The organism is Microbacterium sp. str. 'China', assembly GCF_002993305.1.
GTDB classification, from domain to species: domain Bacteria; phylum Actinomycetota; class Actinomycetes; order Actinomycetales; family Microbacteriaceae; genus Microbacterium; species Microbacterium paraoxydans.
Window position 1 is genome coordinate 1,701,020 of record NZ_CP027434.1, and the last position, 24,603, is coordinate 1,725,622.

General features: G+C 69.7%; 27 protein-coding genes and 2 tRNA genes. 17 read left to right on the plus strand and 12 right to left on the minus strand.

Annotated elements, in window-relative coordinates; translation table 11 throughout:
• Positions 1–26 precede the first annotated feature (26 nt).
• Genes gatC through C6C15_RS08150 form a run of 6 tightly spaced genes read left to right on the plus strand, consistent with a single transcriptional unit; the run spans position 27 to position 5,579 of the window.
• A complete protein-coding gene (gene gatC, locus C6C15_RS08125; RefSeq protein ID WP_025103377.1) occupies positions 27–326 on the plus strand; it encodes an Asp-tRNA(Asn)/Glu-tRNA(Gln) amidotransferase subunit GatC in 300 nt (99 codons plus the stop codon).
• Positions 323–1,840, plus strand: a complete 1,518-nt coding sequence (gene gatA, locus C6C15_RS08130) for an Asp-tRNA(Asn)/Glu-tRNA(Gln) amidotransferase subunit GatA (protein ID WP_105949789.1) — start codon at positions 323–325, stop codon at positions 1,838–1,840. Before gatC ends, gatA begins: the two co-directional genes overlap by 4 nt.
• Positions 1,840–3,354: an Asp-tRNA(Asn)/Glu-tRNA(Gln) amidotransferase subunit GatB gene (gene gatB / locus C6C15_RS08135; RefSeq protein ID WP_105949790.1), complete on the plus strand. Its 1,515-nt coding sequence runs from the start codon at positions 1,840–1,842 to the stop codon at positions 3,352–3,354. The genes gatA and gatB overlap by 1 nt, the downstream gene beginning before the upstream one ends.
• Before the next feature lie 48 nt (positions 3,355–3,402).
• On the plus strand, positions 3,403–4,659 hold the full coding sequence (locus C6C15_RS08140) for a DNA polymerase IV (RefSeq protein ID WP_105949791.1): 1,257 nt from the start codon (positions 3,403–3,405) through the stop codon (positions 4,657–4,659).
• 37 nt (positions 4,660–4,696) lie between these two features.
• Positions 4,697–5,014: a hypothetical protein gene (locus tag C6C15_RS08145; RefSeq protein ID WP_060922768.1), complete on the plus strand. Its 318-nt coding sequence runs from the start codon at positions 4,697–4,699 to the stop codon at positions 5,012–5,014.
• A complete protein-coding gene (locus C6C15_RS08150) occupies positions 4,998–5,579 on the plus strand; it encodes a hypothetical protein (RefSeq protein ID WP_105949792.1) in 582 nt (193 codons plus the stop codon). Before C6C15_RS08145 ends, C6C15_RS08150 begins: the two co-directional genes overlap by 17 nt.
• A gap of 6 nt (positions 5,580–5,585) precedes the next feature.
• Here C6C15_RS08150 and C6C15_RS08155 read toward each other — a convergent pair whose 3' ends face one another.
• From C6C15_RS08155 to orn, 6 genes are all read right to left on the minus strand, one after another.
• Positions 5,586–6,083: a DUF2017 family protein gene (locus C6C15_RS08155; protein WP_060922770.1), complete on the minus strand. Its 498-nt coding sequence runs from the start codon at positions 6,081–6,083 to the stop codon at positions 5,586–5,588.
• Positions 6,080–6,367 (minus strand): ATP-dependent Clp protease adapter ClpS, encoded by a 288-nt coding sequence (gene clpS / locus C6C15_RS08160; RefSeq protein ID WP_062635203.1) that lies wholly within the window; start codon positions 6,365–6,367, stop codon positions 6,080–6,082. The genes C6C15_RS08155 and clpS overlap by 4 nt, the downstream gene beginning before the upstream one ends.
• Positions 6,368–6,369: 2 nt before the next feature.
• Complete coding sequence (locus C6C15_RS08165; RefSeq protein ID WP_105949793.1) at positions 6,370–6,717, minus strand: metallopeptidase family protein; 348 nt, start codon at positions 6,715–6,717, stop codon at positions 6,370–6,372.
• Positions 6,718–6,750: 33 nt separating this feature from the next.
• Positions 6,751–7,380 carry a LysE family transporter gene (locus tag C6C15_RS08170; RefSeq protein WP_060922772.1) on the minus strand — a complete coding sequence of 210 codons (630 nt, stop codon included), beginning with the start codon at positions 7,378–7,380 and terminating at the stop codon, positions 6,751–6,753.
• A gap of 67 nt (positions 7,381–7,447) precedes the next feature.
• Positions 7,448–7,523 (minus strand) — tRNA-His (locus C6C15_RS08175).
• A 36-nt stretch (positions 7,524–7,559) separates the two neighbouring features.
• The gene (gene orn, locus C6C15_RS08180; RefSeq protein WP_105949794.1) at positions 7,560–8,186 is read right to left on the minus strand and encodes an oligoribonuclease; all 627 of its coding nucleotides are present in this window, start codon (positions 8,184–8,186) and stop codon (positions 7,560–7,562) included.
• 61 nt (positions 8,187–8,247) lie between these two features.
• Here orn and C6C15_RS08185 point away from each other — a divergent pair.
• Positions 8,248–8,320: transfer RNA gene (locus C6C15_RS08185), tRNA-Arg, on the plus strand.
• A gap of 28 nt (positions 8,321–8,348) precedes the next feature.
• Here the strand turns inward: C6C15_RS08185 and C6C15_RS08190 are convergent.
• The gene (locus C6C15_RS08190; RefSeq protein ID WP_060922774.1) at positions 8,349–8,621 is read right to left on the minus strand and encodes a hypothetical protein; all 273 of its coding nucleotides are present in this window, start codon (positions 8,619–8,621) and stop codon (positions 8,349–8,351) included.
• A gap of 206 nt (positions 8,622–8,827) precedes the next feature.
• Here C6C15_RS08190 and C6C15_RS08195 point away from each other — a divergent pair, with 206 nt between their 5' ends.
• From C6C15_RS08195 to C6C15_RS08210, 4 genes are all read left to right on the plus strand, one after another.
• Positions 8,828–9,283 carry a single-stranded DNA-binding protein gene (locus tag C6C15_RS08195; RefSeq protein ID WP_105949795.1) on the plus strand — a complete coding sequence of 152 codons (456 nt, stop codon included), beginning with the start codon at positions 8,828–8,830 and terminating at the stop codon, positions 9,281–9,283.
• Between the two features lie 9 nt (positions 9,284–9,292).
• Positions 9,293–9,778, plus strand: a complete 486-nt coding sequence (locus tag C6C15_RS17220) for a DUF6993 domain-containing protein (RefSeq protein ID WP_234024234.1) — start codon at positions 9,293–9,295, stop codon at positions 9,776–9,778.
• 80 nt (positions 9,779–9,858) lie between these two features.
• On the plus strand, positions 9,859–11,538 hold the full coding sequence (gene ettA / locus C6C15_RS08205) for an energy-dependent translational throttle protein EttA (protein ID WP_060922775.1): 1,680 nt from the start codon (positions 9,859–9,861) through the stop codon (positions 11,536–11,538).
• 7 nt (positions 11,539–11,545) lie between these two features.
• Entirely contained in the window at positions 11,546–12,034 is a 489-nt protein-coding gene (locus C6C15_RS08210; RefSeq protein ID WP_105949796.1) for an acyl-CoA thioesterase, read from the plus strand.
• Between the two features lie 8 nt (positions 12,035–12,042).
• Here C6C15_RS08210 and C6C15_RS08215 read toward each other — a convergent pair whose 3' ends face one another.
• Positions 12,043–12,930, minus strand: a complete 888-nt coding sequence (locus C6C15_RS08215; RefSeq protein WP_105949797.1) for an acyl-CoA thioesterase — start codon at positions 12,928–12,930, stop codon at positions 12,043–12,045.
• A gap of 50 nt (positions 12,931–12,980) precedes the next feature.
• Between C6C15_RS08215 and C6C15_RS08220 the strand changes: the two genes are divergently transcribed.
• Positions 12,981–13,646, plus strand: coding sequence for a hypothetical protein (locus C6C15_RS08220; protein WP_105949798.1), 666 nt, complete (start codon positions 12,981–12,983; stop codon positions 13,644–13,646).
• Positions 13,647–13,676: 30 nt separating this feature from the next.
• On the opposite strand, the gene C6C15_RS08225 is transcribed toward C6C15_RS08220, so the two are convergent.
• The 4 genes from C6C15_RS08225 to pepN all read right to left on the minus strand — a co-directional run bounded on the left by C6C15_RS08225 (position 13,677) and on the right by pepN (position 19,494).
• Positions 13,677–15,341, minus strand: coding sequence for an FAD-binding dehydrogenase (locus C6C15_RS08225; protein ID WP_105949799.1), 1,665 nt, complete (start codon positions 15,339–15,341; stop codon positions 13,677–13,679).
• Positions 15,338–15,787, minus strand: a complete 450-nt coding sequence (locus C6C15_RS08230) for a globin (protein ID WP_105949800.1) — start codon at positions 15,785–15,787, stop codon at positions 15,338–15,340. Before C6C15_RS08230 ends, C6C15_RS08225 begins: the two co-directional genes overlap by 4 nt.
• Positions 15,784–16,860 (minus strand): mechanosensitive ion channel family protein, encoded by a 1,077-nt coding sequence (locus C6C15_RS08235; protein ID WP_062634639.1) that lies wholly within the window; start codon positions 16,858–16,860, stop codon positions 15,784–15,786. The genes C6C15_RS08230 and C6C15_RS08235 overlap by 4 nt, the downstream gene beginning before the upstream one ends.
• Before the next feature lie 81 nt (positions 16,861–16,941).
• Positions 16,942–19,494: an aminopeptidase N gene (gene pepN, locus C6C15_RS08240; RefSeq protein WP_105949801.1), complete on the minus strand. Its 2,553-nt coding sequence runs from the start codon at positions 19,492–19,494 to the stop codon at positions 16,942–16,944.
• 170 nt (positions 19,495–19,664) lie between these two features.
• Between pepN and C6C15_RS08245 the strand changes: the two genes are divergently transcribed.
• The 5 genes from C6C15_RS08245 to C6C15_RS08265 are packed head-to-tail and all read left to right on the plus strand — an operon-like array spanning position 19,665 to position 24,545.
• The gene (locus C6C15_RS08245; protein ID WP_060922003.1) at positions 19,665–20,849 is read left to right on the plus strand and encodes a ferrochelatase; all 1,185 of its coding nucleotides are present in this window, start codon (positions 19,665–19,667) and stop codon (positions 20,847–20,849) included.
• 33 nt (positions 20,850–20,882) lie between these two features.
• Positions 20,883–21,368, plus strand: coding sequence for a ribose-5-phosphate isomerase (locus C6C15_RS08250; RefSeq protein ID WP_105950790.1), 486 nt, complete (start codon positions 20,883–20,885; stop codon positions 21,366–21,368).
• Position 21,369: 1 nt separating this feature from the next.
• Positions 21,370–22,368: an Fpg/Nei family DNA glycosylase gene (locus C6C15_RS08255; RefSeq protein ID WP_060922002.1), complete on the plus strand. Its 999-nt coding sequence runs from the start codon at positions 21,370–21,372 to the stop codon at positions 22,366–22,368.
• 42 nt (positions 22,369–22,410) lie between these two features.
• Positions 22,411–23,052 (plus strand): FMN-binding negative transcriptional regulator, encoded by a 642-nt coding sequence (locus tag C6C15_RS08260; protein ID WP_105949802.1) that lies wholly within the window; start codon positions 22,411–22,413, stop codon positions 23,050–23,052.
• Positions 23,049–24,545 carry an amidohydrolase gene (locus tag C6C15_RS08265; protein WP_105949803.1) on the plus strand — a complete coding sequence of 499 codons (1,497 nt, stop codon included), beginning with the start codon at positions 23,049–23,051 and terminating at the stop codon, positions 24,543–24,545. Before C6C15_RS08260 ends, C6C15_RS08265 begins: the two co-directional genes overlap by 4 nt.
• Positions 24,546–24,603: the final 58 nt, after the last annotated feature.

Consider the following 24,603-nt stretch of genomic DNA (forward strand, 5'->3'; position numbering starts at 1 on the left):
GGCGGCTCGCCAACTAGACTGGGGGCGTGTCTGAAATCACCCCTGATCTTGTGCGCCATCTCGGCGTGCTCGCGCGCATCCAGCTGAACGACGACGAGGTGACGCGGCTCACGGGCCAGCTCGACGCCATCGTCGACAACATCGCCAAGGTGTCCGAGGTCGCGACCGCTGATGTCGCCGCGACCAGCCACCCGATCCCGCTGAGCAACGTGTTCCGTCCCGACGTGGTCGGCGAGACGCTCACGCACGAGCAGGTGCTGCAGAACGCCCCGGACCAGGCCGACGGCCGGTTCCGCGTCACCGCGATCCTGGGAGAAGAGCAGTGAGCGACATCATCCGGCTGACCGCGGCGGAGCTCGCCGACAAGCTCGCGGCGCGGGAGCTCTCCAGCGTCGAGGCCACGCAGGCGCACCTCGACCGGATCGCACAGGTCGACGGCGACGTCCATGCGTTCCTGCACGTCAACGAGCACGCGCTCGACGCGGCAGCCGACATCGACGCCCGTCGCGCCGCGGGGGAGGACCTCGGGCCGATCGCCGGTGTCCCGCTCGCGATCAAGGACGTGCTCGTCACGACCGATCAGCCGACCACGAGCGGCTCGCGGATCCTCGAGGGGTACCGTTCGCCCTACGACGCGACGGTCGTGGCCCGCTCCCGCGCCGCCGGCCTCATCGCGCTCGGCAAGACGAACATGGACGAGTTCGCGATGGGCTCGTCGACGGAGCACTCCGCCTACGGCCCGACCCGCAACCCCTGGGACCTCGACCGGATCCCCGGCGGTTCCGGCGGGGGCTCCGCCGCCGCCGTCGCCGCCTTCGAGGCCCCGCTCGCCCTCGGCTCCGACACCGGCGGTTCGATCCGTCAGCCGGCGCACGTGACCGGAACGGTCGGCGTGAAGCCGACCTACGGGGGCGTCAGCCGCTACGGCGCGATCGCGCTGGCGTCGAGCCTCGACCAGGTCGGCCCGGTCACCCGCACGGTGCTCGATGCCGGTCTGCTGCACGACGCGATCGGCGGCCACGACCCGAAGGACTCCACGTCGCTCGACGAGCAGTGGCCGTCCTTCGCCGCGGCGGCACGCGAGGGTGCGCGCGGGCACGGCCTCAAGGGCCTCCGTGTCGGCGTCATCCGAGAGCTTCCCGACAGCGGCTTCCAGCCGGGGGTTGCGGCTTCGTTCCGCAGCGCCCTGGCCCTGCTGGAGGCGCAGGGTGCGGAGATCGTCGAGATCGGTGCACCGCACTTCGAGTACGGCGTCGCCGCCTACTACCTGATCCTCCCGGCCGAGGCTTCGAGCAACCTGGCCAAGTTCGACTCGGTCCGCTTCGGTCTCCGGGTCACCCCGGCGGGCAACCCGACGGTGGAGGACGTGATGTCCGCCACGCGCGACGCCGGTTTCGGCGATGAGGTCAAGCGCCGCATCATCCTCGGCACCTACGCGCTGTCGGCCGGATACTACGACGCGTACTACGGCAGCGCGCAGAAGGTCCGCACGCTGATCCAGCAGGACTTCGCCGCGGCCTTCGCCGATGTCGACGTCATCGCCACACCGTCGGCCCCGACCACTGCCTTCAAGCTCGGCGAGAAGATCGACGACCCGCTGCAGATGTACCTGAACGACATCACCACGATCCCGGCGAACCTCGCCGGTGTCCCCGGCATCTCGATCCCGAGCGGTCTCTCGGATGACGACGGGCTGCCCGTCGGCATCCAGTTCTTGGCGCCGGCGCGAGAGGACGCCCGCCTCTACCGGGTGGGCGCCGCCCTCGAGACGCTGCTCGTCGACTCCTGGGGCGCGCCGCTGCTGTCCCGTGCCCCCCAGCTGGAAGGAGGCGCGCGCTGATGGCCGCCGCCAAGCTCATGGACTTCGACAAGGCGCTCGAGCTGTTCGAGCCGGTCCTCGGATTCGAGGTGCACGTCGAGCTCAACACGAACACGAAGATGTTCTCCGACGCGCCCAACCCTGCGAACGAGGCGTACCACGCGGCGGAGCCGAACACCCTGATCGCGCCGGTGGACCTGGGCCTCCCCGGTGCGCTGCCGGTCGTCAACGAGACCGCCATCCGCTCGTCGATCAGCCTCGGCCTCGCGCTCGGCTGCTCGATCGCCGAGTCCAGCCGGTTCGCCCGGAAGAACTACTTCTACCCTGACCTGGGCAAGAACTATCAGATCTCCCAGTACGACGAGCCCATCGCCTTCGAGGGCTCGGTCGAGGTGGAGCTCGAGGACGGCACCATGGTGACGATCCCCATCGAGCGCGCGCACATGGAGGAGGACGCCGGCAAGCTCACGCACATGGGCGGCTCGACCGGTCGCATCCAGGGGGCGGAGTATTCGCTCGTCGACTACAACCGCGCCGGCGTCCCGCTCGTCGAGATCGTGACGAAGACGATCTTCGACACCGAGCACCGGGCCCCCGAGGTCGCCAAGGCCTACGTCGCCGCGATCCGCGACATCGTCCGCGGACTCGAGATCTCCGAGGCTCGCCTCGAGCGCGGCAACCTGCGCTGCGACGCGAACGTCTCGCTGCGCCCTCGCGGTGCCGAGAAGCTCGGCACGCGCACCGAGACGAAGAACGTCAACTCGATGCGGTCGGTCGAGCGTGCGGTGCGCTACGAGATCCAGCGGCAGGCGCAGATCCTCGCCGACGGCGGCACCATCATCCAGGAGACGCGGCACTGGCACGAGGACACCGGGACCACCTCTCCCGGCCGTCCGAAGTCGGACGCCGACGACTACCGGTACTTCCCCGAGCCCGACTTGCTTCCGGTCCAGCCTCCCCGCGAGCTGATCGAGGAGCTGCGTGCGGCCCTGCCCGAGCAGCCCGTCGCGCGTCGGCGCCGGCTCATGGACGAGTGGGGCTTCACCCCGCTGGAGTTCCAGGACGTGCGCAACGGCGGGCTGCTCGACGTCGTCGAAGCCACGATCGCCGCCGGGGCCACGCCGGCCGCGGCACGGAAGTGGTGGACGGGGGAGATCACCCGCCTCGCCAACGCGCAGGAGAAGGATGCGGTCGACCTCGTCAGTCCGGAGAACGTCGCGGCGCTGCAGCAGCTCGTCGACGCCGGGACGCTGACCGACAAGCTCGCACGCCAGGTGCTGGAGGGCGTGATCGCCGGTGAGGGCACGCCGAAGGAGGTCGTCGACGCCCGCGGTCTCGCCGTCGTCTCGGACGACGGTGCGCTCATCGCGGCGATCGACGAGGCCCTCGCCGCACAGCCCGATGTGATGGCCAAGATCCAGGACGGCAAGGTCCAGGCCGCAGGTGCCATCATCGGGGCGGTCATGAAGGCCATGAAGGGCCAGGCCGACGCCGCCCGCGTCCGCGAACTCATCCTCGAGCGCGCCGCGCAGTGATTCGTCCCCCTGGGCCTCGATGTCGGAGGCCCAGGGGACAATGGGTTCATGGGACACGGTGATGGCAGAGGCCGCATGGTGTCCTCGGCCGACGCCGACGACACGGGAACGCGCATCCTCCACGTCGACATGGACGCGTTCTATGCTGCCGTCGAAGTGCTGGACGACCCGAGTCTCCGCGGACTGCCGCTGATCATCGGGTCACCGGACGGGCGCTCCGTGGTCTCCAGCGCCTCCTACGAGGCACGGCGCTACGGCGTGCGTTCCGCGATGCCCGTGTCACAGGCCGTGCGGCTGTGCCCGACGGCACGTATCGTCCCGCCGCACTTCCCCCGGTACCAAGAGGTGTCGCGGCAGGTGATGGCGATCTTCGAGTCGTTCACGCCGCTCGTGGAGCCGCTGTCGGTGGACGAGGCGTTCCTCGACGTGCAGGGTGTGCGCCGGCTCTGGGGGAGCCCCGCCCGGATTGCGGCCCAGATCCGTGACCGCGTCCTCGCCGAGGTCGGCATCACGTGCAGCGTCGGCGTGGCCGCGACCAAGCACGTGGCGAAGATGGCGTCGACCATGGCCAAGCCGGACGGCATGCTCGTGGTCGCGGAACACGACACACTGTCCTTCCTCGCGCCGCGCCCCGTGCGAGCGCTGTGGGGCGTGGGGCCGAAGGCGGCGGAGGCCCTGGAGGCCCGGGGTCTGCGCTCGATCGGCGACCTCCGCACCGCATCGCCCGAGATGCTGGACCGCGCCGTGGGGCCGGCGCTGAGCGCGAGGCTCGCGCAGCTGGCGCGGGGGGAGGACGCGCGTGCGGTCGATACGGAGCGCGTGGAGAAGAGCATCGGACACGAGGAGACCTTCGACCACGACGTCGCGGATCGTGCCTTCCTCCGCGCCGAGCTGCTCCGGCTGGCCGATCGCGTGGGCGCCCGCCTGCGCCGGGCCGGGTGGGAGACCTCCACGGTCGCGATCAAGATCCGCTTCGACGACTTCCGCACCGTCACCCGCTCGCAGACGCTGGCGGAGCCGACCGCCGTCGGCCAGCGCATCGGCGAGGCCGCGCAGGGCCTGTTCGCGCTCATCGAGCGTCGTGATCCCATCCGCCTCGTGGGAGTCCGTGCCGAGAACCTCCGGCCCGCGGGAGGCAGCGCGCTGGCGCTGTGGGACGAGGACGAGGACTGGCGCAAGGTCGAAGGGGCCGTCGACGAGGCCATGGCGCGGTTCGGTTCGGCGACGATCAGCAGGGCGCGCCACATCGGACGGGGCGAGGGGCGGGGCTCCGCGCGGCATCCGAAGGACCACGGCGTCGATTGAGCGCCCGTGGAAGGCCACTGTCGGCTACCGTGGGAACATGCCGAACATTGCACTGGAACTCGGGAATCAGGTCGCGTCCTTCGGCGTGAAGAGCGCGTACGGGGAACCGCAGGAGATCGACGGCGTGACCGTCACTCCGGTGGCGTTCACCTACGCGGGCTTCGGCGGAGCCAGCGGTGACGGCGGAGAAGGCGGTGGAGGTGGTGGCGTCTCGGTGCCGGTCGGCGTCTACGTCCGGCGCGAGGAGGGGCTGCGCTTCGAGCCGAACATCGTGACGCTGCTCGTCGTGGCCGTGCCCTTCGTCTGGGTCGCCGGTCGGGCTCTCACGCGCATCATCCGTGCCCTCAAGAAGTGATGATGCGGTCGCAGCGGCGCTCTCGCACGCGGCGACGCTGATCGCGGAGGACGTCCGCGCCCTCGCGGCGTCCAATCCCGTCGTGCTGATCGACGGGGGGAGCGGTGCAGGCAAGACCTCTCTGGCCGCGCGCGTGGCGCGAGCCTGGCCGGTCACCGGACGCGTGCAGGTCATCGCCCTGGACTCCCTCTACCCGGGCTGGGACGGGCTCGATGACGGGGCGGAACGCGCGCTCGATGGCATCCTCCGCCCGCACGGGCGCGGACTCCTCGGGACCTGGCGTCGATGGGATTGGGACCGCGGCGAGGAGGCGGAGACCCACGCCGTCGATCCGGCCCTCGGCGTCATCGTCGAGGGCAGCGGGATCCTGCGGCCCTCGACCGCACGCCTGGCCGACATCCGGATCTGGGTGGAGTCCGGCGAGTCGTCGCGGAAGGCCCGTGCGCTGGCGCGGGATGGGGACACCTACCGCCCGCACTGGGACCGGTGGGCGGCGCAGGAGCGCCGTCACCTCGAGCGAGACCGTCCGAGGGAACTCGCCACTCGCGTGATCGAGGTCCCCTGATTCCGCTCAGCGGAGGGCATCGGCGTCGCTCTCGTCGACGGCCTCGATGAGCAGCTCGAGACGGTATCCCAGCCAGTCATACACCGCCTGACCGTCACCGCCGACGTCGGGTTCGTCGTCGGTGATCCCGAGCCGCGTGGCGATGACGAGCCGGATGGCGGTGAGGGTGCGGAGCCACGCGTCCACGTCCTCGCGGCGTACGACGACGTCGCGGGGAACACGGGCACCCTCATCGGTCACCTCGGCGTCGGGGTCGAACACCTGCAGCGCCGTGCGCATCACCCGCGCATCGTGGAGCCGGCGGTCGAGGAGATCCGCGCGGGTGGCCGACGCGAAGGCGGCCGAAGCCTCGTCATCGTCCGGGTAGGCGTTCGGGGTCAGCCGCGCCACCCCAGGGTCGCCGCCTTCGGAATCCCGGAGCAGGTCCATGAAGTCATCGACGAGCCGGGCCAGGTGCATGCCCTCGATCGTGGCGACCGAGACGGTGATCGGTGGGGTGTTCATGCGGCCTTCCTGACGGTGGCCCAGAGCCCGTAGTCGTGCATCGCCTGTGCGTGCACCTCCATGGTCTCGCGGGGTCCGGTGGCGACGATCGCGTGTCCGTCGTGGTGGACGGCGAGCATGAGACGGGTGGCATGCTCGCGGGTGTAGCCGAAGTACGTGCGGAAGACGCGGACGACGTAGCTCATCAGATTCACCGGATCGTTCCACACGACGACCTCCCAGGGCTCCAGGGGCGCAGCGGAGAGATCGGTGGCCTCATCTATCTCGGGAAGAGCAGTCGACATGATCACGCCCACCCGAGCTCGTGCAGCTGCGCGTCGTCGATGCCGTGGAAGTGCGCGATCTCGTGGACGAGGGTGGTGTGGATCTCGTCGCGGAGTTCGTCGATGTCCTCGCACTGGGCGAGGTGCGGTTCCCGGTAGACGATGATGCGGTCGGGCAGCTCCCCCATCCCATACTGCGTGCGCTCCGGCAACGCGAGGCCGTCGTACAGGCCGAGGAGATCCAGGCTCCCGTCCTCGGGACGATCCTCCACCACGAAGACGACGTTCTCGAGCTGCTCGACCATCTCATCGGGCAGCTGGTCGAGCTCGTCGATCACGAGGGCCTCAAAGGCCGCGGCGTCCATGTCCATCCCCTCCAGCCTACGGGGACGGCGCCGGGTTCCTCAGTGCAGGAGGACGAGCAGCGCCGCGACGCCGATGAAGAGGCTTCCGAACACGGTGTTGAGGATCCGCTGGCCGCGCGGAGAGCGGGTGAGGCGCCGGAAGGGGCGCGCCGCCGTGGCGAAGAACCCCCACATCACCAGGACGTCGACGACCACGACGGTGGCGACGAGAGCCAGATACTGGGGGAGCGGAGGCTGGTCCAGCCGGATGAACTGCGGGATGAACGCGAGGAAGAAGACGATCGCCTTGGGATTCAGCAGGTTGACCCAGAACCCGCGGCGCATCATCGACCAGTGGCTCTCCCGGGCATCCACGGGATCCGGCGCGTCATCGAGCGCGGGAGCGGGGCGGGTCAGGATCAACCGGATGCCGAGGTACACCAGATAGGCGGCGCCGGCGTATCGGATGAGGTTGAACAGGACGTCCGAGCGCGAGACGAGGAGCCCGACACCGGCAGCCACGATCACGACATGCACGATGAGCGCGATCTGCTGGCCGATGATTCCCCAGATCGAGCGCTTCCAGCCCTGCGTGAGGGAGTTGGACATCGTGTTGATCGCGCCGGCCCCCGGCGTGAAGCTGATCACCACGGATGCGGTGAGAAGAGAGAACCAGACCGCCAGTGACACCAGGACAGTCTAGGGCCGCAGGAGAGACGAAGAGGCTCGGACCGAACCGGTCCGAGCCTCTTCGAGCTGGGGTGAGTAACGGGGCTTGAACCCGCGACCTCCTGGACCACAACCAGGCGCTCTACCAACTGAGCTATACCCACCATGCGCCCGCCGAAACAGGCAACCCCACGAGTCTATTACATGTTCGGGGCGAACTCCGACACCGTGCGCGCGGCGATCTCCTTGGCGTCGTCGCTGGAAGGCCCGGGCTCGTCCACGAAGACGGCCTCCCGGTAGTAGCGGAGTTCGCGGATGGACTCCAGGATGTCGGCCAGCGCTCGGTGGCCGCCGTCCTTGGCCGGAGCCTGGAAGAACACCCGGGGGTACCAGCGACGGGACAGCTCCTTGATGCTGGAGACGTCGACGTTCCGGTAGTGCAGCCACTGGTCGACCTGCGGCATGTACTTCGCGAGGAACATGCGGTCGGTGCCGATCGTGTTGCCGGCGAGAGGCGCGCGGCGCTCGAGCGGGACGAAGCGGCGGATGTAGGCCAGCGTCTGCTCCTCCGCCTCCTGGAGGGTGACTCCGTGCGGGATCTCGTCGATGAGTCCCGAGGTCTCGTGCATGGCGGTGACGAAGTCGTTCATGTGCGCGAGCGCGTCCGCGCTCGGACGGATGACGACCTGGAAGCCGGGGTCGAGCGGACGGAGCGCGAAGTCGGTCACCACCACGGCGATCTCGACGAGTTCGTCGACCGCGAGATCGAGACCCGTCATCTCGCAGTCGATCCAGACGAGGCGGTCGTTCTCCGAAGCAGTCACCATGTCGCCATCCTATCGACGGCCCCGACATCCACCGGGGGAGCGCGGTACGGTAGAGAGGTCCGCCTCCGTAGCTCAGGGGATAGAGCAGGAGCCTTCTAATCTCTTGGTCGCAGGTTCGAATCCTGCCGGGGGCGCAGGGAAATCCGGTCGAGACGACCGCTGTCAGCAGTGCCGCAGCGCGTCGACCGCGTCATCCGCGCGCCAGAACTCGCCGATCAGCCGGAAGCCGCCCGTCGCCAGGTGCAGCCGTTCCGCGCGGTAACGGAGGCCCAGAGGGTCGGCCACCACCCGCAGATGGCCGAGGACGTGGTCGCGGTTGTCCTGGACGCGCCACAGGTGATCGGCGGCACGGACGAGGTGCTCTCGACGGGACGCGAGCGGCGGGGCTGCAAGCGGGACTCCGGGAGCGGGGATCGAAGCGGTGGCGGTGGTCATGGTCTCTCCTTCCATGGTTCGAACGTACGACCGACCACCGACATTCGCGCGTGCTCCGGTATCCGGGGATGACCTGGCTTCTTCTGCACAACGCACCGCCACCCGAACCCGTCCACGGATCACGGGATCGCGTCCCCGCCACCTGCTCGGCGGGGTGCACGCTGGAGCGCATCCGGCCGCCGAGCCGGCAGCGAGAGGACGAACAGATGATCGACACCGTGACCGTCGTCGGGAGAGTCGCGACGGAGCCCACACCCGGGCGGACGAGCGCAGGAGTGCCCGTCACGAACTTCCGGCTCGCGAGCACGCACCGGCGCTTCGACGCGGCGACCGGCTCGTGGATGGACGCAGGGACCAACTGGTTCTCGATCGCGGCCTTCCGTCAGCTCGCCGAACACGCGCGGGCCTCGCTGCGGGTGGGGGACAGCGTCATCGTCTCCGGACGGCTCCGGGTGCGACCGTGGGAGAGCAACGGGAAGCAAGGGACGAGCGTCGACATCGACGCGGACACGATCGGGCACGATCTCCGGTGGGGGACCACGGCATATCGGCCGAGCGCTCGGCCCTCGCCCGCGGAGGCGGGGGAAAGCGGCGATCACACGACGGCGGACGACGAGGCGCGCGACGCGTGGGATCAGCCTGTGGAGACCGAGGCGGCCTAGACTCTGCTCGTGCTCCGATCGGTCCTCCCGTCCCGCGCTGCGGCGCTCGTGCTCGTCGCCGGTGTCTCGGTAGCCGTCCTCGCCGGATGCGCGCCGGAGCCCACGGCGACGCCGACTCCCACGGCGACAGCCACCGCTGATCCGACGCCGTCCGCCGCTCCTGCCCTGGTGTCGGACGGGAGCGCCGAGGACAACCTCCCTGTGTTCACGGCAGTGGCGGAGCAGGTCTGGGGGACGGAGCAACGCGGGGAGGGGCGCGCGTACGTCGACGGTCTCGTCGCGGCGGGATTCGATCGGGAGGCTATGCAGCTCACGCCGGACCAGTCCACCGTCGGGAACCCGGCGGAGAGCATCCAGTTCTCGGTCCGCTGGGGCGAGGAGGAGTGCCTGATCGGACAGGTCGGTCCCTCCACCGGTGCCGTCGTGACCACGGTCATGCCCCAGCTCGCCGGCGGGCGGTGCCTGGTGGGCGCGACGCGGCCGATCGACTGGTGACTCGCGTACACAGATAAGCCCACTCGCGGCCGGTAGGCTGGAGTGTCGATCTTCGACGCCAACAGAAGGAGCGGTTTTCGGTGGCTGAGTACATCTACTCCATGGTTCGTGCCCGCAAGGCGGTGGGTGAGAAGCTCATCCTGGACGACGTCACGATGGCGTTCCTGCCGGGCGCGAAGATCGGCATGGTCGGCCCCAACGGCGCCGGAAAGTCGACGATCCTCAAGATCATGGCCGGGCTCGACACCCCGTCCAACGGTGAGGCCAAGCTCTCGCCGGGGTACTCCGTCGGCATCCTCATGCAGGAGCCGGAGCTCGACGAGTCGAAGACGGTCCTCGAGAACATCCAGGACGGCATCGCCATCAAGGCGAAGGTCGACCGGTTCAACGAGATCTCCGCGCTGATGGCCGACCCGGATGCCGACTTCGACGCGCTCCTCGCGGAGATGGGGACGCTGCAGGAGGAGATCGACGCGGCGGACGGCTGGGACCTCGACTCTCAGCTCGAGCAGGCGATGGACGCCCTCCGCACCCCGCCCGGCGACGCGGCCATCGCTCCGCTCTCCGGTGGCGAGAAGCGCCGTGTGGCGCTGGCCAAGCTGCTGCTGCAGAAGCCCGACCTGCTGCTCCTCGACGAGCCCACCAACCACCTCGACGCGGAGAGCGTGCTCTGGCTCGAGCAGCACCTCCAGTCGTACAAGGGCGCCGTGATCGCCATCACCCACGACCGGTACTTCCTCGACCACGTGGCCGAGTGGATCGCCGAGGTCGACCGCGGACGGCTCATCGGCTACGAGGGCAACTACTCCACGTACCTGGAGAAGAAGGCCGAGCGCCTCGACATCCAGGGCAAGAAGGACGCGAAGCTCGCCAAGCGCCTGAAGGACGAGCTGGACTGGGTCCGCTCCAGCGCGAAGGGGCGCCAGACGAAGTCGAAGGCGCGTCTGGCCCGGTACGAGGAGATGGCGGCCGAGGCGGAGCGCACGAGGAAGCTGGACTTCGAGGAGATCCAGATCCCCGCCGGTCCTCGACTCGGCAACGTGGTCATCGAGGCCAAGAACCTCCAGAAGGGCTTCGACGGCCGCTCGCTCATCGACGGCCTGAGCTTCAGCCTTCCGCCGAACGGCATCGTCGGCGTCATCGGCCCGAACGGCGTCGGAAAGACGACCCTGTTCAAGACCATCGTCGGGCTGGAGCCTCTGGACGGCGGCGATCTGAAGATCGGCGAGACCGTCAAGATCAGCTACGTCGACCAGTCGCGGTCGTCGATCGACCCGAACAAGACCCTGTGGGAGGTCGTCTCCGACGGTCTGGACTTCATCACGGTCGGCAAGACCGAGATCCCGTCCCGGGCCTACGTCTCGAAGTTCGGTTTCAAGGGCCCGGACCAGCAGAAGAAGGCCGGCGTGCTCTCCGGTGGTGAGCGCAACCGTCTGAACCTCGCGCTCACCCTCAAGGAGGGCGGCAACCTGCTCCTCCTCGACGAGCCGACCAACGACCTCGACGTCGAGACGCTGAGCTCCCTGGAGAACGCGCTGCTCGAATTCCCCGGCTGTGCGGTGGTCATCACTCACGACCGGTGGTTCCTGGACCGGATCGCGACGCACATCCTCGCCTACGAGGGCACGGACGAGAAGCCCGACCAGTGGTACTGGTTCGAGGGCAACTTCGAGGCCTACGAGCAGAACAAGATTGAGCGACTCGGCCCGGATGCGGCGAAGCCCCACCGGTCGACGCACCGCAAGCTCACCCGCGACTGAGTCGGCTATGAGCACTGACTCGCCGGGTTCCCGCCTGCACATCCCGATCCACCTCCGCTGGGGCGATCTGGATGCGTTCAACCACGTCAACAACACCTCGATGCTCAAGCTGCTCGAGGAGGCCCGCGTCCGCGCGTTCTGGCGGGCGGGACCCGGCGAGGATGCGCCGTCCACCGCCGTCCTCGACTCCGGGATCGAGGAGGGGATCCTGACGCTCATCGCGCGGCAGGAGATCGAGTACCTCGCTCCGGTTCCGTACCAGCGGCGCCCGCTCGAGGTGCAGATGTGGTTCGGGAAGCTCGGCGGGTCCAGCGTCGAGGTCTGCTACGAGGTGCACAACGACCCCGCCGCCGAGCCGCGTGAGCTCTACGCGCGATCCACCGCGATCATCGTGCTCGTCGACGCGGGTACCGGACGGCCGACACGCCTGACGGCGGAGATGCGCGAGGCGTGGGAGCCGTACGTCGGTCCCTCCATCGAGTACGCGCACCGCTGAGCGATGCGTCAGCGATCCTCGGGAACGCGGATCATGATCTCCTGCGCGACACTCGCCACCAGCGTGCCCTCCCGGGTGTAGACGCGCCCCGTCGCGAGTCCGCGACCGCCGCGGGCGTTCGGCGACTCCTGCACATAGAGGAGCCACTCGTCCACGCGCGCCGGGCGATGCCACCACATCGCGTGGTCAAGACTCGCGACCTTCAGGCCGGGAAGTGACCAGGAGACCCCGTGTGCGCGCAGGATCGACTCCTGGATCGTCATGTCGCTGAGGTAGGCCAGCGCGGCCCGATGCAGCCGCTGGTCGTCGGGGAGCGGGGCGCGCAGTCGCATCCACACCGCCTGCCGGGGGACCCGTTCGTCATCGTTCGGCAGGTAGAGGGGGGAGTCGACGTGGCGGATGTCCGCGGCACGCTCGCTCAGCATGCGTCGCGCGCCTCCGGCGAGCCCGGGTACACGGTCCTCATCGGGGGCGAGGTCTTCCGGGACGGGCACACCGGCGGGCATGGGCTCGGCGTGCTCCACCCCGGGATCGGCATCCTGGAACGAGGCGATCATCGAGAAGATCGGCACGCCGTTCTGGTACGCCTGGGTGCGGCGGGTGGAGAACGAACGCCCGTCGTGGATACGGTCGACGGCGATGGTGATCCCGTGGCTCGCATCGCCGGGACGGAGGAAGTAGCCGTGCATCGAGTGGACGGCGCGGTCCTCCGGAAGCGTGCGCTCCGCGGCCACGAGGGTCTGCGCGAGCACCTGACCGCCGTAGATGCGGCCGCTCGGCATCGGGTGCGACGAGCCGGTGAAGATGTCCTCGGTGGTCCGCGCCTGGGTGGCGTCGAGGTCGAGGACGTCGAGAAGACGCTCCACGGTCTGGATGGCGTGCTCGTCGGCGCTCATGTGTTCCCCTCCGCGGCCCGGGGTCGCCGCTCGTTGGTAGTTTAGAACGCGTGACCCCTCAGCTCCTGCTCGCCGATCCGGACACGGCGAAGGATGTCCTCACGTTCACGGGCCGCGCGGCCCGGGTGTCCGACGAGGGTGTGCGGCTCCAGGCTCATCAGGGCGTGCTGGCCCTCACCACGGCGGTCCTCGCGCCTCAGGGGCTCTTCGATCAGACGCCGACGATCCTTGCCATGCGCATCGTCCGAGCCGACCCGGAGCTCGAGTGCGACCTCGTGATCGACGCCCTGAGCTCGACGGACGACCCGCAGCGCCTCGCCCTGCCGGAGACCGCTCTCTCACCCGCGTGGGCCGGTGTCGCGCCCCCACGACAGGGGTGGGCACTGGAGTCGACCCTTACCGCCTCCGTCATCGCGCAGCGCGCGCAGTGGGGCATCTCCGCGGTCGCGCACGGCGCGGGACCGGGATCCGGCGAAGAGGCGGTGCGCGCGCTCCGCGCGGCGATCTGGGGCGAGCCGGACGACGACCTCGGCGGCCTGCCGCGCGGCGTCGCTTTCGCGGCAGACGCGCTCGGATTCATCTCCGGCGAAGAGGACGTGCCCGTCACGCGTTCCGGTCGTTGGACGCGGCTCGCGTTCCGCCGCGGCCACGTGCTCGCCCGCGGTCCCGTGGCCTCAGGGCTGACCGGCGTTCGAGCCACCGGCACCCGGGTCTGACGGGCCACGGGACCGGCGGGCAGCTCGGGGTCAGCCGAGGGCAGCCGCTGCGCGTCCGGCCTGACGGCCGGAGAACAGGCACCCGCCGAGGAACGTGCCCTCCAGGGCTCGGTAGCCGTGCGCGCCTCCGCCGCCGAAGCCGCTGGCCTCGCCCGCGGCGAAGAGACCGGGAATCGGCGCACCGCTTCCATCCAGGGCGCGACCGTCCAGATCCGTGTTGATCCCCCCGAGGGACTTCCTGGTGAGCACGTGCAGCTTGACCGCGATCAGCGGCCCGGCGGAGGGGTCCTGGAGCCGATGCGGGGCCGCGGTGCGGATGAGCTTGTCCCCGCGATAGGCCCGCATCGAGCGCAGCATGCCGATCTGCGGGTCCTTGCTGAAGTCGTTGACCATCTCCCGGTCGCGGGCGACCACCTCGCGGCGCACGGCCTCGATGTCCAGGAGTTCGCCCCCGGGGTGGGCCGCCATCTGCTCCAGCAGCGACTCCAGGTCGTTCTCGACGATGAAGTCCTCGCCCTCGTCGAGGAACGACTGCACGGGCCCCGTCGGCCCTTTCGCAAGGCGGGACTTGAGGAGCAGGGCCACGTCCTTGCCGGTGAGATCCGGGTTCTGCTCGCTGCCGGACAGTGCGAACTCCTTCTCCACGATCTGCCGCGAGGTCACGAACCAGGAGTGGTCGTGGCCCGTCCGCCGCAGGTGCTCGAGCGTGCCGAGGGTGTCGAAGCCGGGGAAGAGCGGAACGGGGAGCCGGTGTCCGGTCGCGTCGAGCCACAGCGACGACGGGCCGGGCAGGATACGGATGCCGTGCTGCGGCCACACCGGTTCCCAGTTCGTGATGCCCTCCACGTAGTGCCACATCCGGTCGCCGTTGATGAGGCGGGCTCCGGCGGCGGCGCTCACGGTCTGCATCGAGCCGTCGACATAGGCAGGCACGCCGGAGAGCATGTGCGCCGGGGGAGTGCCGAGGCGCGAGGGCCAGGCCGCTCGGACGAGGTCATGGTTTCCGCCGATGCCCCCAGAGGCCACGATCGTCGCCGCCGCGTCGATCTCGAACGCGGCGATCACGTCTCGGGATGAGGGGACGCCCCGGGCGGCACCGTCCGACGCCAGCACGCTCCCGCGCGCACCGGTCACGCGTCCGTCGGTGAGCACGAGTTCCTCGACGCGGTGTCGGGCGAGGACGGTGAGCCGTCCCTCGCGCTCTCCCTGCTCGACGGCGGCCGCGAACGGGGCGACGATCCCCGGCCCGGTGCCCCAGGTGATGTGGAAGCGGGGGACGGAGTTCCCCGGACCGAGGGCGCCGTAGCCGCCCCGCTCGGCCCAGCCCACCACCGGGAAGAAGCCGACACCGCGGGCGCGGAGCCAGGAGCGCTTCTCGCCGGCCGCGAACTGCAGATAGGCCTCTGCCCAGCGCCGGGGCCACTCGTCCTCGGGGCGGTCGAATCCGGCGGTGCCGAACCAGTCCTGGGTCGCGAGCTCGAGCGAGTCGGTGATGCCGAGGCGGCGCTGTTCCGGAGAGTCCACGAGGAAAAGCCCGCCGAAGGACCACCACGCCTGCCCGCCCAGGTTCGTCCGCGGCTCTTGATCGACGATGACGACGCGACGTCCGGCCTCGAGGGCTTCCGCGGCGGCCACGAGACCTGCCAACCCCCAACCGATCACCAGGACGTCTGCGGTCGGGGGTGTGGTCGTCATGGGGTCTCCGTTGAATCCTGACGGGTGCGGGTCTCCAGGGTCGTGCGCCCCTGGGGAGCCGTGCCGATGCCGGACGGCTCGAATGTGTTCACCATGGCATATGCGGCGCGCTCCAGGTAGTCCCAGAGAGTGGTTTCGTGCAACGGGGACAACTGCGCCTCGTCCAGAGCCGTGCGCATATGACGAAGCCAACGATCGCGGGCGTCGGGGTCGACGCGGAAGGGCATGTGACGCATCCGCAGGCGGGGGTGCCCACGGGTCTCGCCGTAGGTGCTCGGGCCGCCCCAGTACTGTTCGAGGAACAGCAGCAGCCGCTCCTCGGCCGGACCGAGGTCCTCCTCCGGGTACATCGGCTTGAGCACCGGGTCGAGGGCGACCTCGCGATAGAAGACCGAGACGATCTTCGCGAACGTCTCGCGCCCGCCGACCTCGTCGTAGAACGTCACTTGTCTGCACTCCCGTCGCCGCCGGTGTTCTTCTTGCGCCGCCAGATGCCGCGATCCGGGATCACGGGCACCCCGGTGACGGCGTTGGGGCGCGTCTTCGGCGGGTTGGCGCCCCGCACGCGGCGCGCACCCTCCAATCCGGTGGGCACGACGTCCGCGAGACGCGGCACGTCGATCTCCTTCTCCAGCAGAGCGGCTCGGAGCCGGCGTCGGAGCTCCTGCGCCACGTCGTCTCGCGCGTTCGCCCTGGTCTTGATGACGGCGCGCACCACGAGGGCGTCGCCGTCCACCGACTCCAGGCCCCACAGCTCCGGCTTCTCCACGATGCGGGTGCGCCACTTCGGGTCCTTCGCCAGGCCCTGTGCCGTCTCCAGCAGGATGTGCTCGACCTGTTCGAGGTCGGAATCGGGTGCCACACCGATGTCGACGATCGCGCGCGCCCAGCCCTGCGACATGTTCCCGATCCGGGTGACCTCTCCGTTGCGCACATACCAGAGGGTCCCGTTCACGTCCCGCACCTGGGTCACGCGCACGCTGACGTACTCGACGACGCCGCTCGCCAGCCCGAGGTCGACGACGTCGCCGATGCCGATCTGGTCTTCGGCGACGAGGAAGATACCGTTCAGCACGTCTTTGACGATGTTCTGGGCGCCGAAACCGAGACCGGCACCGACCGCCGCTGTGAGAAGGGTGAGCGAGCCGAGGAGAGCATTGTCGATCGCGTTGACGATGAGGATGATCGCGATGATCACGAGCATCACGTTGACGATGTTCTGCAGGATGGTGCCGAGCGTGCGCGTGCGCTGGACCAGTCGCATGTCGGCCAGCGGGGAGCGTTCGAGTGCCTGGGTGTCGTCGACGGCGGCCTTGTTCTTGGCGGTGTCGACGATGCGGTGCACGACCCGCCTGATCACCCGGCGCAGCACGAGCGCGATGAGGACGCAGGCGCCGATGATCAGGGCGATCTGCAGGAGCTTGCCGCCGACCTTGGTCAGCAGCGCGAGCATGTCCACCACCCACGCGGGGAGTTCGGCGGGCGTCGGCGTGGGGGTCGTCTCAGCGGAAATCAGCATCGTGTCGATGGTACCGAGAGGGCCTCTGCGCCGGCTGGAAGAGCGGCGGCAGAGGCCCGTGTCGGTGTCGGTGGTGGAGGGTCAGTCCTCGGCGTCGCGGGACTGCGCCGCGAGGGCACGCTCCACGTCCGCAAGGTTCTCCAGCACGAGCCGGCGCAGGGCGGGCGGCGCGTCCTGGTGCGCGGAGAGCCAGCCTCGCGTCGCATCGCGCAGCGCGACGTCGGCGAGAGCGGTGGGGAAGAGCCCGACGACCAGGTACTGCGCGATCTGGTAGGTCCGCGACTCCCACACCGGCAAGAGCATGTCGAAGTACTGCGGCACGAAGGCGCCCAGCACTTCCACACCCGCCGGGTGGACGAAGCCGAGGGCTGCCGAGCGGACGATCGTGTTCGGGGCGTCGTCGCGTGCGATCAGCGCGTCCCAGGCCTCCTGCTTCGCGGCGGCATCCGGAAGCGCGGCGCGCGCCTGCGCGGCGAACTCCGCACCCTTGGCGGTGTTGTCGGCGGCGAGCGCGGCGTCGATGGCCCCGGCGTCGGTCGCGCCGATGGTCGCGAGGCCGACGAGGAGCTGCCAGCTCAGGTCGGCGTCGACATCGAGTCCGGGGAGCGTCTCCTCACCCGAGCGCAGACGCCCGACGATGCCGGCGTGCTCCGGCGTCACCAGGTTGTTCGCGAAGGCGGTGACGAACTGGAGCTGGCTGTCGCTGCCGGCCTCCGCCGACTCGGCGAGCGCCCAGAGACCGTCGGCCACCTTCAGCCGTGCGGCTTCGCGCTCCGCCGGGGCGACGTAGAGCGTCGCGGCCGTCCGGAGCTGCGCGAGGGTGGTGCGGACCGTGGTGGACTCGGTCTCCCGGCCGATGTTGCCGAGAACGAGGTCGATGTAGTCGGACGCCGCCGTCTCCGCGTCGCGGGTCTGGTCCCAGGCGGCGCCCCAGACGAGCGAGCGGGCGAGGGGGTCGTGGATGTCGGCGAGGTGGGCGATCGCTGTCGCGAGCGACTTCTCGTCGAGACGGATCTTCGCGTACGCGAGGTCGTCGTCGTTGAGGAGGATGAGGTCGGGACGGTCGAGGCCCTGGAGCTCGGGGACCTCGGTGCGGTCGCCGTCCACGTCGACCTCGATGTGATGGGTGCGCGTGAGCGCGCCGTCCTGCAGCGAGTAGAAGCCGATGCCGAGACGGTGCGGACGGATGGTCGGGTAGTCGGCCGGAGCCGTCTGGGTGATGGCGAAGCGCGAGATCTTGCCGTTGTCGTCTTCGGCTACGACGGGCTCGAGGGTGTTGACCCCGGCCGTCTCCAGCCACTTCTTCGACCACGTACCGAGATCGCGGCCGCTCGTGGCCTCCAGCTCCGTCAGGAGGTCGCTGAGCTCGGTGTTGCCCCAGGAGTGCTTCTGGAAGTACTGCGAGACACCGGCGAAGAACGCCTCGATGCCGACCCACGCGGCGAGCTGCTTGAGGACCGAGCCTCCCTTGGCGTAGGTGATGCCGTCGAAGTTGACCTGCACGTCCTCGAGGTCGTTGATCTCGGCGACGATCGGGTGCGTGGAGGGGAGCTGGTCCTGGCGGTAGGCCCAGGTCTTCTCCATCGCGTTGAAGGTCGTCCAGGCCTCGGTCCACTCGGTCGCCTCGGCCGTCGCGATGGTGGACGCCCACTCGGCGAACGACTCGTTGAGCCAGAGGTCGTTCCACCACTTCATGGTGACGAGGTCGCCGAACCACATGTGGGCGAGCTCGTGGAGGATCGTCACGACGCGACGCTCCTTGACGGCGTCGGTGACCTTGCTGCGGAAGACGTACGTCTCGGTGAACGTCACCGCTCCCGCGTTCTCCATCGCGCCGGCGTTGAACTCGGGGACGAAGAGCTGGTCGTACTTGGCGAACGGGTACGGCACGCCGAACTTGGACTCGAAGTAGGCGAAGCCCTCACGGGTCTTGTCGAAGATGTAGTCGGCGTCCAGGTGCTGCCAGAGGCTCTTGCGTCCGTAGACCCCGAGCGGGATCACCCGTCCCGAGGCGCTGGTGAGCTCGGAGAAGGTCGCCTCGTACGGTCCGGCGACGAGAGCCGTGATGTAGGAGGAGATCCGGGGCGTGGGCTCGAAGCCCCAGGTGGCCGAGACGCCGTCGTCGTGGACGATGGGCTCGGGGGTGGGGGAGTTGGAGACGACCTTCCACTCCGCGGGGGCGGTCACCGTGAACTGGAAGGTGGCCTTGAGGTCGGGCTGCTCGAAGACGGCGAACACGCGACGGGAGTCGGGCACCTCGAACTGCGAGTAGAGGTACACCTCGCCGTCCACCGGGTCGACGAAGCGGTGCAGGCCCTCGCCGGTGTTGGTGTAGAGGCAGTCGGCGTCGACGACGAGGACGTTCTCCTCCTGCAGACCGGCGAGCGCGATTCGGGAGTCAGCGAAGACCTCGCGCGGGTCGAGCTGCTCTCCGTTGAGCGAGATCTCGCGCACGTCGCGGGCGATGAGGTCGATGAAGGTGAAGCTGTCGGGGGACGCGGAGAAGCGCACGACGCTCCGGGAGCCGAAGACCTCGGCGCCCTTGGTCAGATCGAGGGCGACCTCATAGGAGTGCGTGTCGACGAGGTCGCGGCGCTCCTGCGCTTCGATTCGGGTGAGGTTCTCTCCAGGCAAAGCTGTACTCCCAGGGGTGAGGGGATGTAACCGGGGGTCGGCGCAGTTGGCGCCGACGGCAACCATGACAGCCTACGCCAGAGCGACGCGCGCGCCGTCGATCCTCACGAACCGGGGATAGTCACGGTCGTGCGGACGCTCGTCGTCCACGGAGGTGGGAAGATGGAGGGGTGACCGCGATCGAGCCGAATGTCGTTCCCTTTGCCTCGCCCGCCGCTGCCGGCGGCGACCCCTATGTGACCACGCCCGTCGCCTATGACGCCATCCTCTTGGCGAGCTTCGGCGGCCCGGAGGGCCAGGAGGACGTGATCCCCTTCCTCCGGAACGTGACGCGCGGTCGGGGCATCCCGGATGAGCGGCTGGAGGAGGTCGCGCACCACTACCGTCACTTCGGCGGCGTGAGCCCGATCAACGGCCAGAACCGCGTGCTCAAGGAGGCGCTGGAGAAGGCGCTCGTGGCCCGGGGGATCGATCTCCCGGTGTACTGGGGCAACCGCAACTGGGGTCCGTACCTCGAGGACGTGCTGCCCGAGGCGTCCGCCAACGGCCACACCACCCTCCTCGCCTTCGCCACGAGCGCGTACAGCTCGTTCTCCAGCTGCCGCCAGTACCGCGAGGACTTCGCCCGCGTGCTGACCGACACCGGCCTCGGCGAGACGGTCACCATCGACAAGATCCGCCCCTTCTACGACCACCCCGGCTTCGTCGAGGCCTTCGAGGCGGGCGTGCGGGAGTCGGTGCAGACCTACCTCGACCAGGGCTTCGCGCCGACCGAGATCCAGGTCCTCTTCTCCACGCACAGCATCCCGACCGCCGACGCCGAGCGCTCCGGCGCCCGCGACATCGACTGGGGCGAGGGCGGGGCCTATGCCGCGCAGCACCTCGCCGTGTCGGAGTGGACGATGGAGCAGGTGCGGGCCGCCATCCCGGGAGCCGCCGACGTGCCCTGGGAGCTCGTCTACCAGTCCCGTTCGGGCCCCGCGTCGCAGCCCTGGCTGGAGCCCGACGTCTGCGACGTGATCGCGGAGCTCCCGGCGCGCGGTCGCAAGGCGGTCATCGTGGTCCCCGTCGGCTTCATGAGCGACCACATGGAGGTCCTCTGGGATCTCGACACCGAGGCCGCCGAGGCCGCGGAGGAGGCGGGCCTCGCCTTCGTCCGCACGCCGACGCCCGGTGTCCGCGAGGCTTTCGTGGAGGGCATCGTCGACCTCATCGAGGAGCGCCTGCAGGGGCGCCCGAACGCGGAGCGTCCGCACGTCACCGATCTGCCCGGCGCGTTCGACGTCTGCCGTCCCGGGTGCTGCGAGAACGTGCGCGCGGGGTTCAAGCCCGCGGCGGCCGGCATCGCCCCCTGAGTCGCGGACGGAGCGGATCCTAGGATGGAGACCATGCGCATCCACATCGCCACCGATCACGCCGGACTCGAGTTCTCGACGCGGCTGCAGGACCATCTCCGCGCCGCAGGGCACGAGGTGATCGACCACGGTCCGGTGGAGTACGACGCGCTTGACGACTACCCGGCCTTCTGCATCCGGGCGGCGCAGGCCGTCGTCGTCGATCAGGCGACCGGGGTGCCGGCGCTCGGTGTCGTCTTCGGCGGCTCGGGCAACGGCGAGCAGATCGCCGCGAACAAGGTCGCCGGGGTCCGCGCAGCGCTCGTCTGGAACCTCTCCACGGCCGAACTCGCGCGGGAGCACAATGACGCGAACGTCATCTCCATCGGAGCTCGTCAGCACACCTACGACGAGGTCACGGCGTTCATCGACCGGTTCATCGCCACGCCGTTCTCCGGCGACGAGCGGCACGTCCGGCGCATCGGACAGATCGCCGACTTCGAGCGCGACGGCTCGCTCCTCCCGGACCCCCGAGCCTGACATGCCCGAGGGACATTCCGTCCACCGCATCGCGCGGCAGTTCGATCGCAACTTCGTCGGCAAGACGATGAGCGCCTCCAGCCCGCAGGGACGCTTCGCCGAGGGCGCCGCGGTGCTCGACGGACGTCAGGCCGTGAGCGTGCAGGCCGTGGGCAAGCAGATGTTCCTCGAAGCGGAGGGTGACCTCTGGCTGCGCGTGCACCTCGGTCTCTACGGTGCCTGGGACTTCGCGGGGGAGATCCTCGTCGACCCCACCATCGCGTCGGCCAACGGCCGGATGGGCCAGACCAATCAGCGCGGCACCACTCTCGACGAGACGATCCTCGACGACGCGGGGGAGAACTCGCTCGCCTCGATCGGGGCACCGCGGCGCGCCAGGGTCCACGTGCGGATGTCCGAGCAGACCAAGGGGCTGACCGACGAGATCGACGAATGGCCGCCCCCTGTGGTGGGTCAGGTGCGCCTGCGACTGATGACCGACATCACGGTGGCCGACCTGCGCGGTCCCACGGCGTGCGTGTTGCAGACCCCCGAGGAGATGCTGGCGACAGTCGCCAAGCTCGGCCCCGATCCGCTCGTCGGCGATCCGGCGGAGAACGAGGAGCGGTTCGTCCGCGCCGTGCGGAAGAAGCCGACCCCGATCGCCCTGCTGCTGATGGACCAGGCGGTCGTCAGCGGCATCGGCAACGTGTACCGCGCCGAGATGCTCTATCGGCAGAGGCTGAACCCGCATACGCCCGGCCGCGACGTCCCGGAGGATGTCGTCAGGGCGCTCTGGCATGACTGGGTGCGGCTGCTGGCCATCGGCGTGGAGACCGGCCAGATGATGACCATGGACGGGCTGTCTCCCGAGCAGTACCGCGCCGCGATGGCGAGCCGCGACGACCGCCACTGGGTCTACCACCGGGCGGGCCTGCCGTGCCGGGTGTGCGGGACCGAGATCGCGCTGGAGGAGATCGGCGCCCGCAAGCTGTACTGGTGCCCGCGCTGTCAGGCCTGAGGGCGGGATCTTCGGGGCTCCCGCCGCTCTAGGCTGGGATCCATGCGACAGAATCCGAGCTTCACGCTCGCCGATGTGGCCGAGATCCGCCGCCTCATCGATGCCAACCCGTGGGCGACGGTGGTGAGTGCGCCTGAGGACGGTCTGGTCGCCTCGCACTATGCCGTCCTCCTCGACGACGACCGCGATGATCTGACGGTCGTGGGGCACGTGGGCCGCCCGGACGACGCCATCCACGGCCTGGGGGAGCGGGAGATCCTGCTCGCCTTCCAAGGGCCGCACGGGTACGTCTCCCCGGGCTGGTACGGCGACGTCCCCGCGGTGCCGACCTGGAACTACACTGCGGTGCACCTGTCGGGCGTTCCCGAGATCCTCAGCACCGCGGGGAACCTCCGTGTGCTCGATGCCCTGGTCGCGCGGTTCGAGTCGCGCCTGCCCGACCCGCGCCTGATGTGGGAGCGTCCGAACGACGCGGCCTTCATCGAGAGACTCGAATCCGGAACGGTCGGCTTCCGTCTCACCCCGACGAAGGTCGTCGCCAAGCGGAAGCTGAGCCAGAACAAGCCCGCGGAGACCATCGAGGCGGTGATCGCGGCGCTGCATGCCGAAGGGCCGTACGCGAACGCCGCCCTCGCCGCGGAGATGCGTCGTGCGCAGGACGCGCGGACGGGTGGCGGGGCGTGAGCGCCCTCGGCGTCGAGGTCGGTACGGTTCGTGCCGTCCGCCCCGTGGGTCCGGGGCGGGAGTTCCTGCTGGACGATGAGCCGGTCGACCTCCACCTCGCCGACGGACGCATCGTCGACATCGCGCCGACCGGGGCCCTGCCGGCGCGCGGCGAGGTCATCGAGGCAGACGGTGCCTGGGCGGTGCCCGGGCTCTGGGACAACCATGTGCACACCGTGCAGTGGGCTCTCGCGGCGGAGCGCGTCCCTCTGGGGGAAGCGGACTCAGCCGCCGGGGCCGCGAGGTTGATGCGCGATGCGCCCGTGCTGCCGGACGGACGACGGATCGGCACGGGGTTCCGGGACGCGCTGTGGCCGGATCGCCCATCCGTGGCCGCGCTCGATGCCGAGACCGGCGTCGTGCCCACCTACCTGATCAATGCGGACGTGCACAGCGTCTGGCTGAACTCGGCGGCCCTGGCGCGCGAGGGCTTCCGCGCGGACGACGGTCTGCTCCGCGAGGAGGACGCGTTCGAGATCTCCCGCCGGCTCAATGCCGTCGACCCTGCCCACAGCGATGAGGCGGTCATCCGTGCGGGGGCGGCGGCCGCAGCACGGGGTGTGACCGGTCTGATCGACTTCGACATGGCGTGGAACGCCGATGCCTGGCCGCGACGGATCCTCGCGGGCTTCGCCGCGCACCGTGTCGAGTTCGCGTTCTACCCGGCGGATCTCGATCGGGCCATCACCACGGGCCTCCGCACGGGGGAGCGCCTTGCGGTGCCGGATCCGACCGGGCTGGTCGGATCCCTCGTGCGGGTCGGGTCGTTGAAGGTCATCAGCGACGGCTCGCTCGGCACCCGTACCGCGGCGTGCTCACACTCCTACCCCGGCGACCCCGCGAACTACGGGGTGCTGACGGTGCCTCCGGAGGAGCTCACGGCGCTGCTGACCACTGCGGCGGGAGCGGGGATCGAGGCCGCCGTGCACGCGATCGGCGATCGCGCTGTGACGGCGGCCCTCGACGCCTTCGGCGCTTCCGGTGCCACAGGGTCGATGGAACATGCGCAACTGGTGCGGCACGCCGACCTCGCCCGATTCGGTCGGCTCGGGGTGCGCGCGAGCGTCCAACCCCAGCATGCGGTGGACGACCGCGACCTGGTCGAGCACCACTGGGCGGAGCAGACCGCGATCGGCTACCCGCTCGCCTCGCTGCTGTCGGCGGGTGCGGAGGTGCGCTTCGGCTCCGATGCGCCGGTCGCGCCGCTCGACCCCTGGCACGCGATCTCCGCGGCGGTGTGGCGGACCGACGACGATCGGGCCGCCTGGCATTCGGAGGAGCGGGTGACGCTGGATCAGGCCCTCGAAGCGAGTGTCCGCACGTCGCTCCGCCCCGGTCAGGGCGCAGACATCGTGATCCTCGGAAGTGATCCTCGCACTGCGGACGCGGCGGGGCTCCGGACGATGCCCGTCACCACGACGCTGCTCGGCGGTCGCCTCACGCACGTCGCCTGAGGCGGCGCGCACACGACGAAGGGCGGCCCCGGATCGGAGCCGCCCTTCGTCGTGTGCG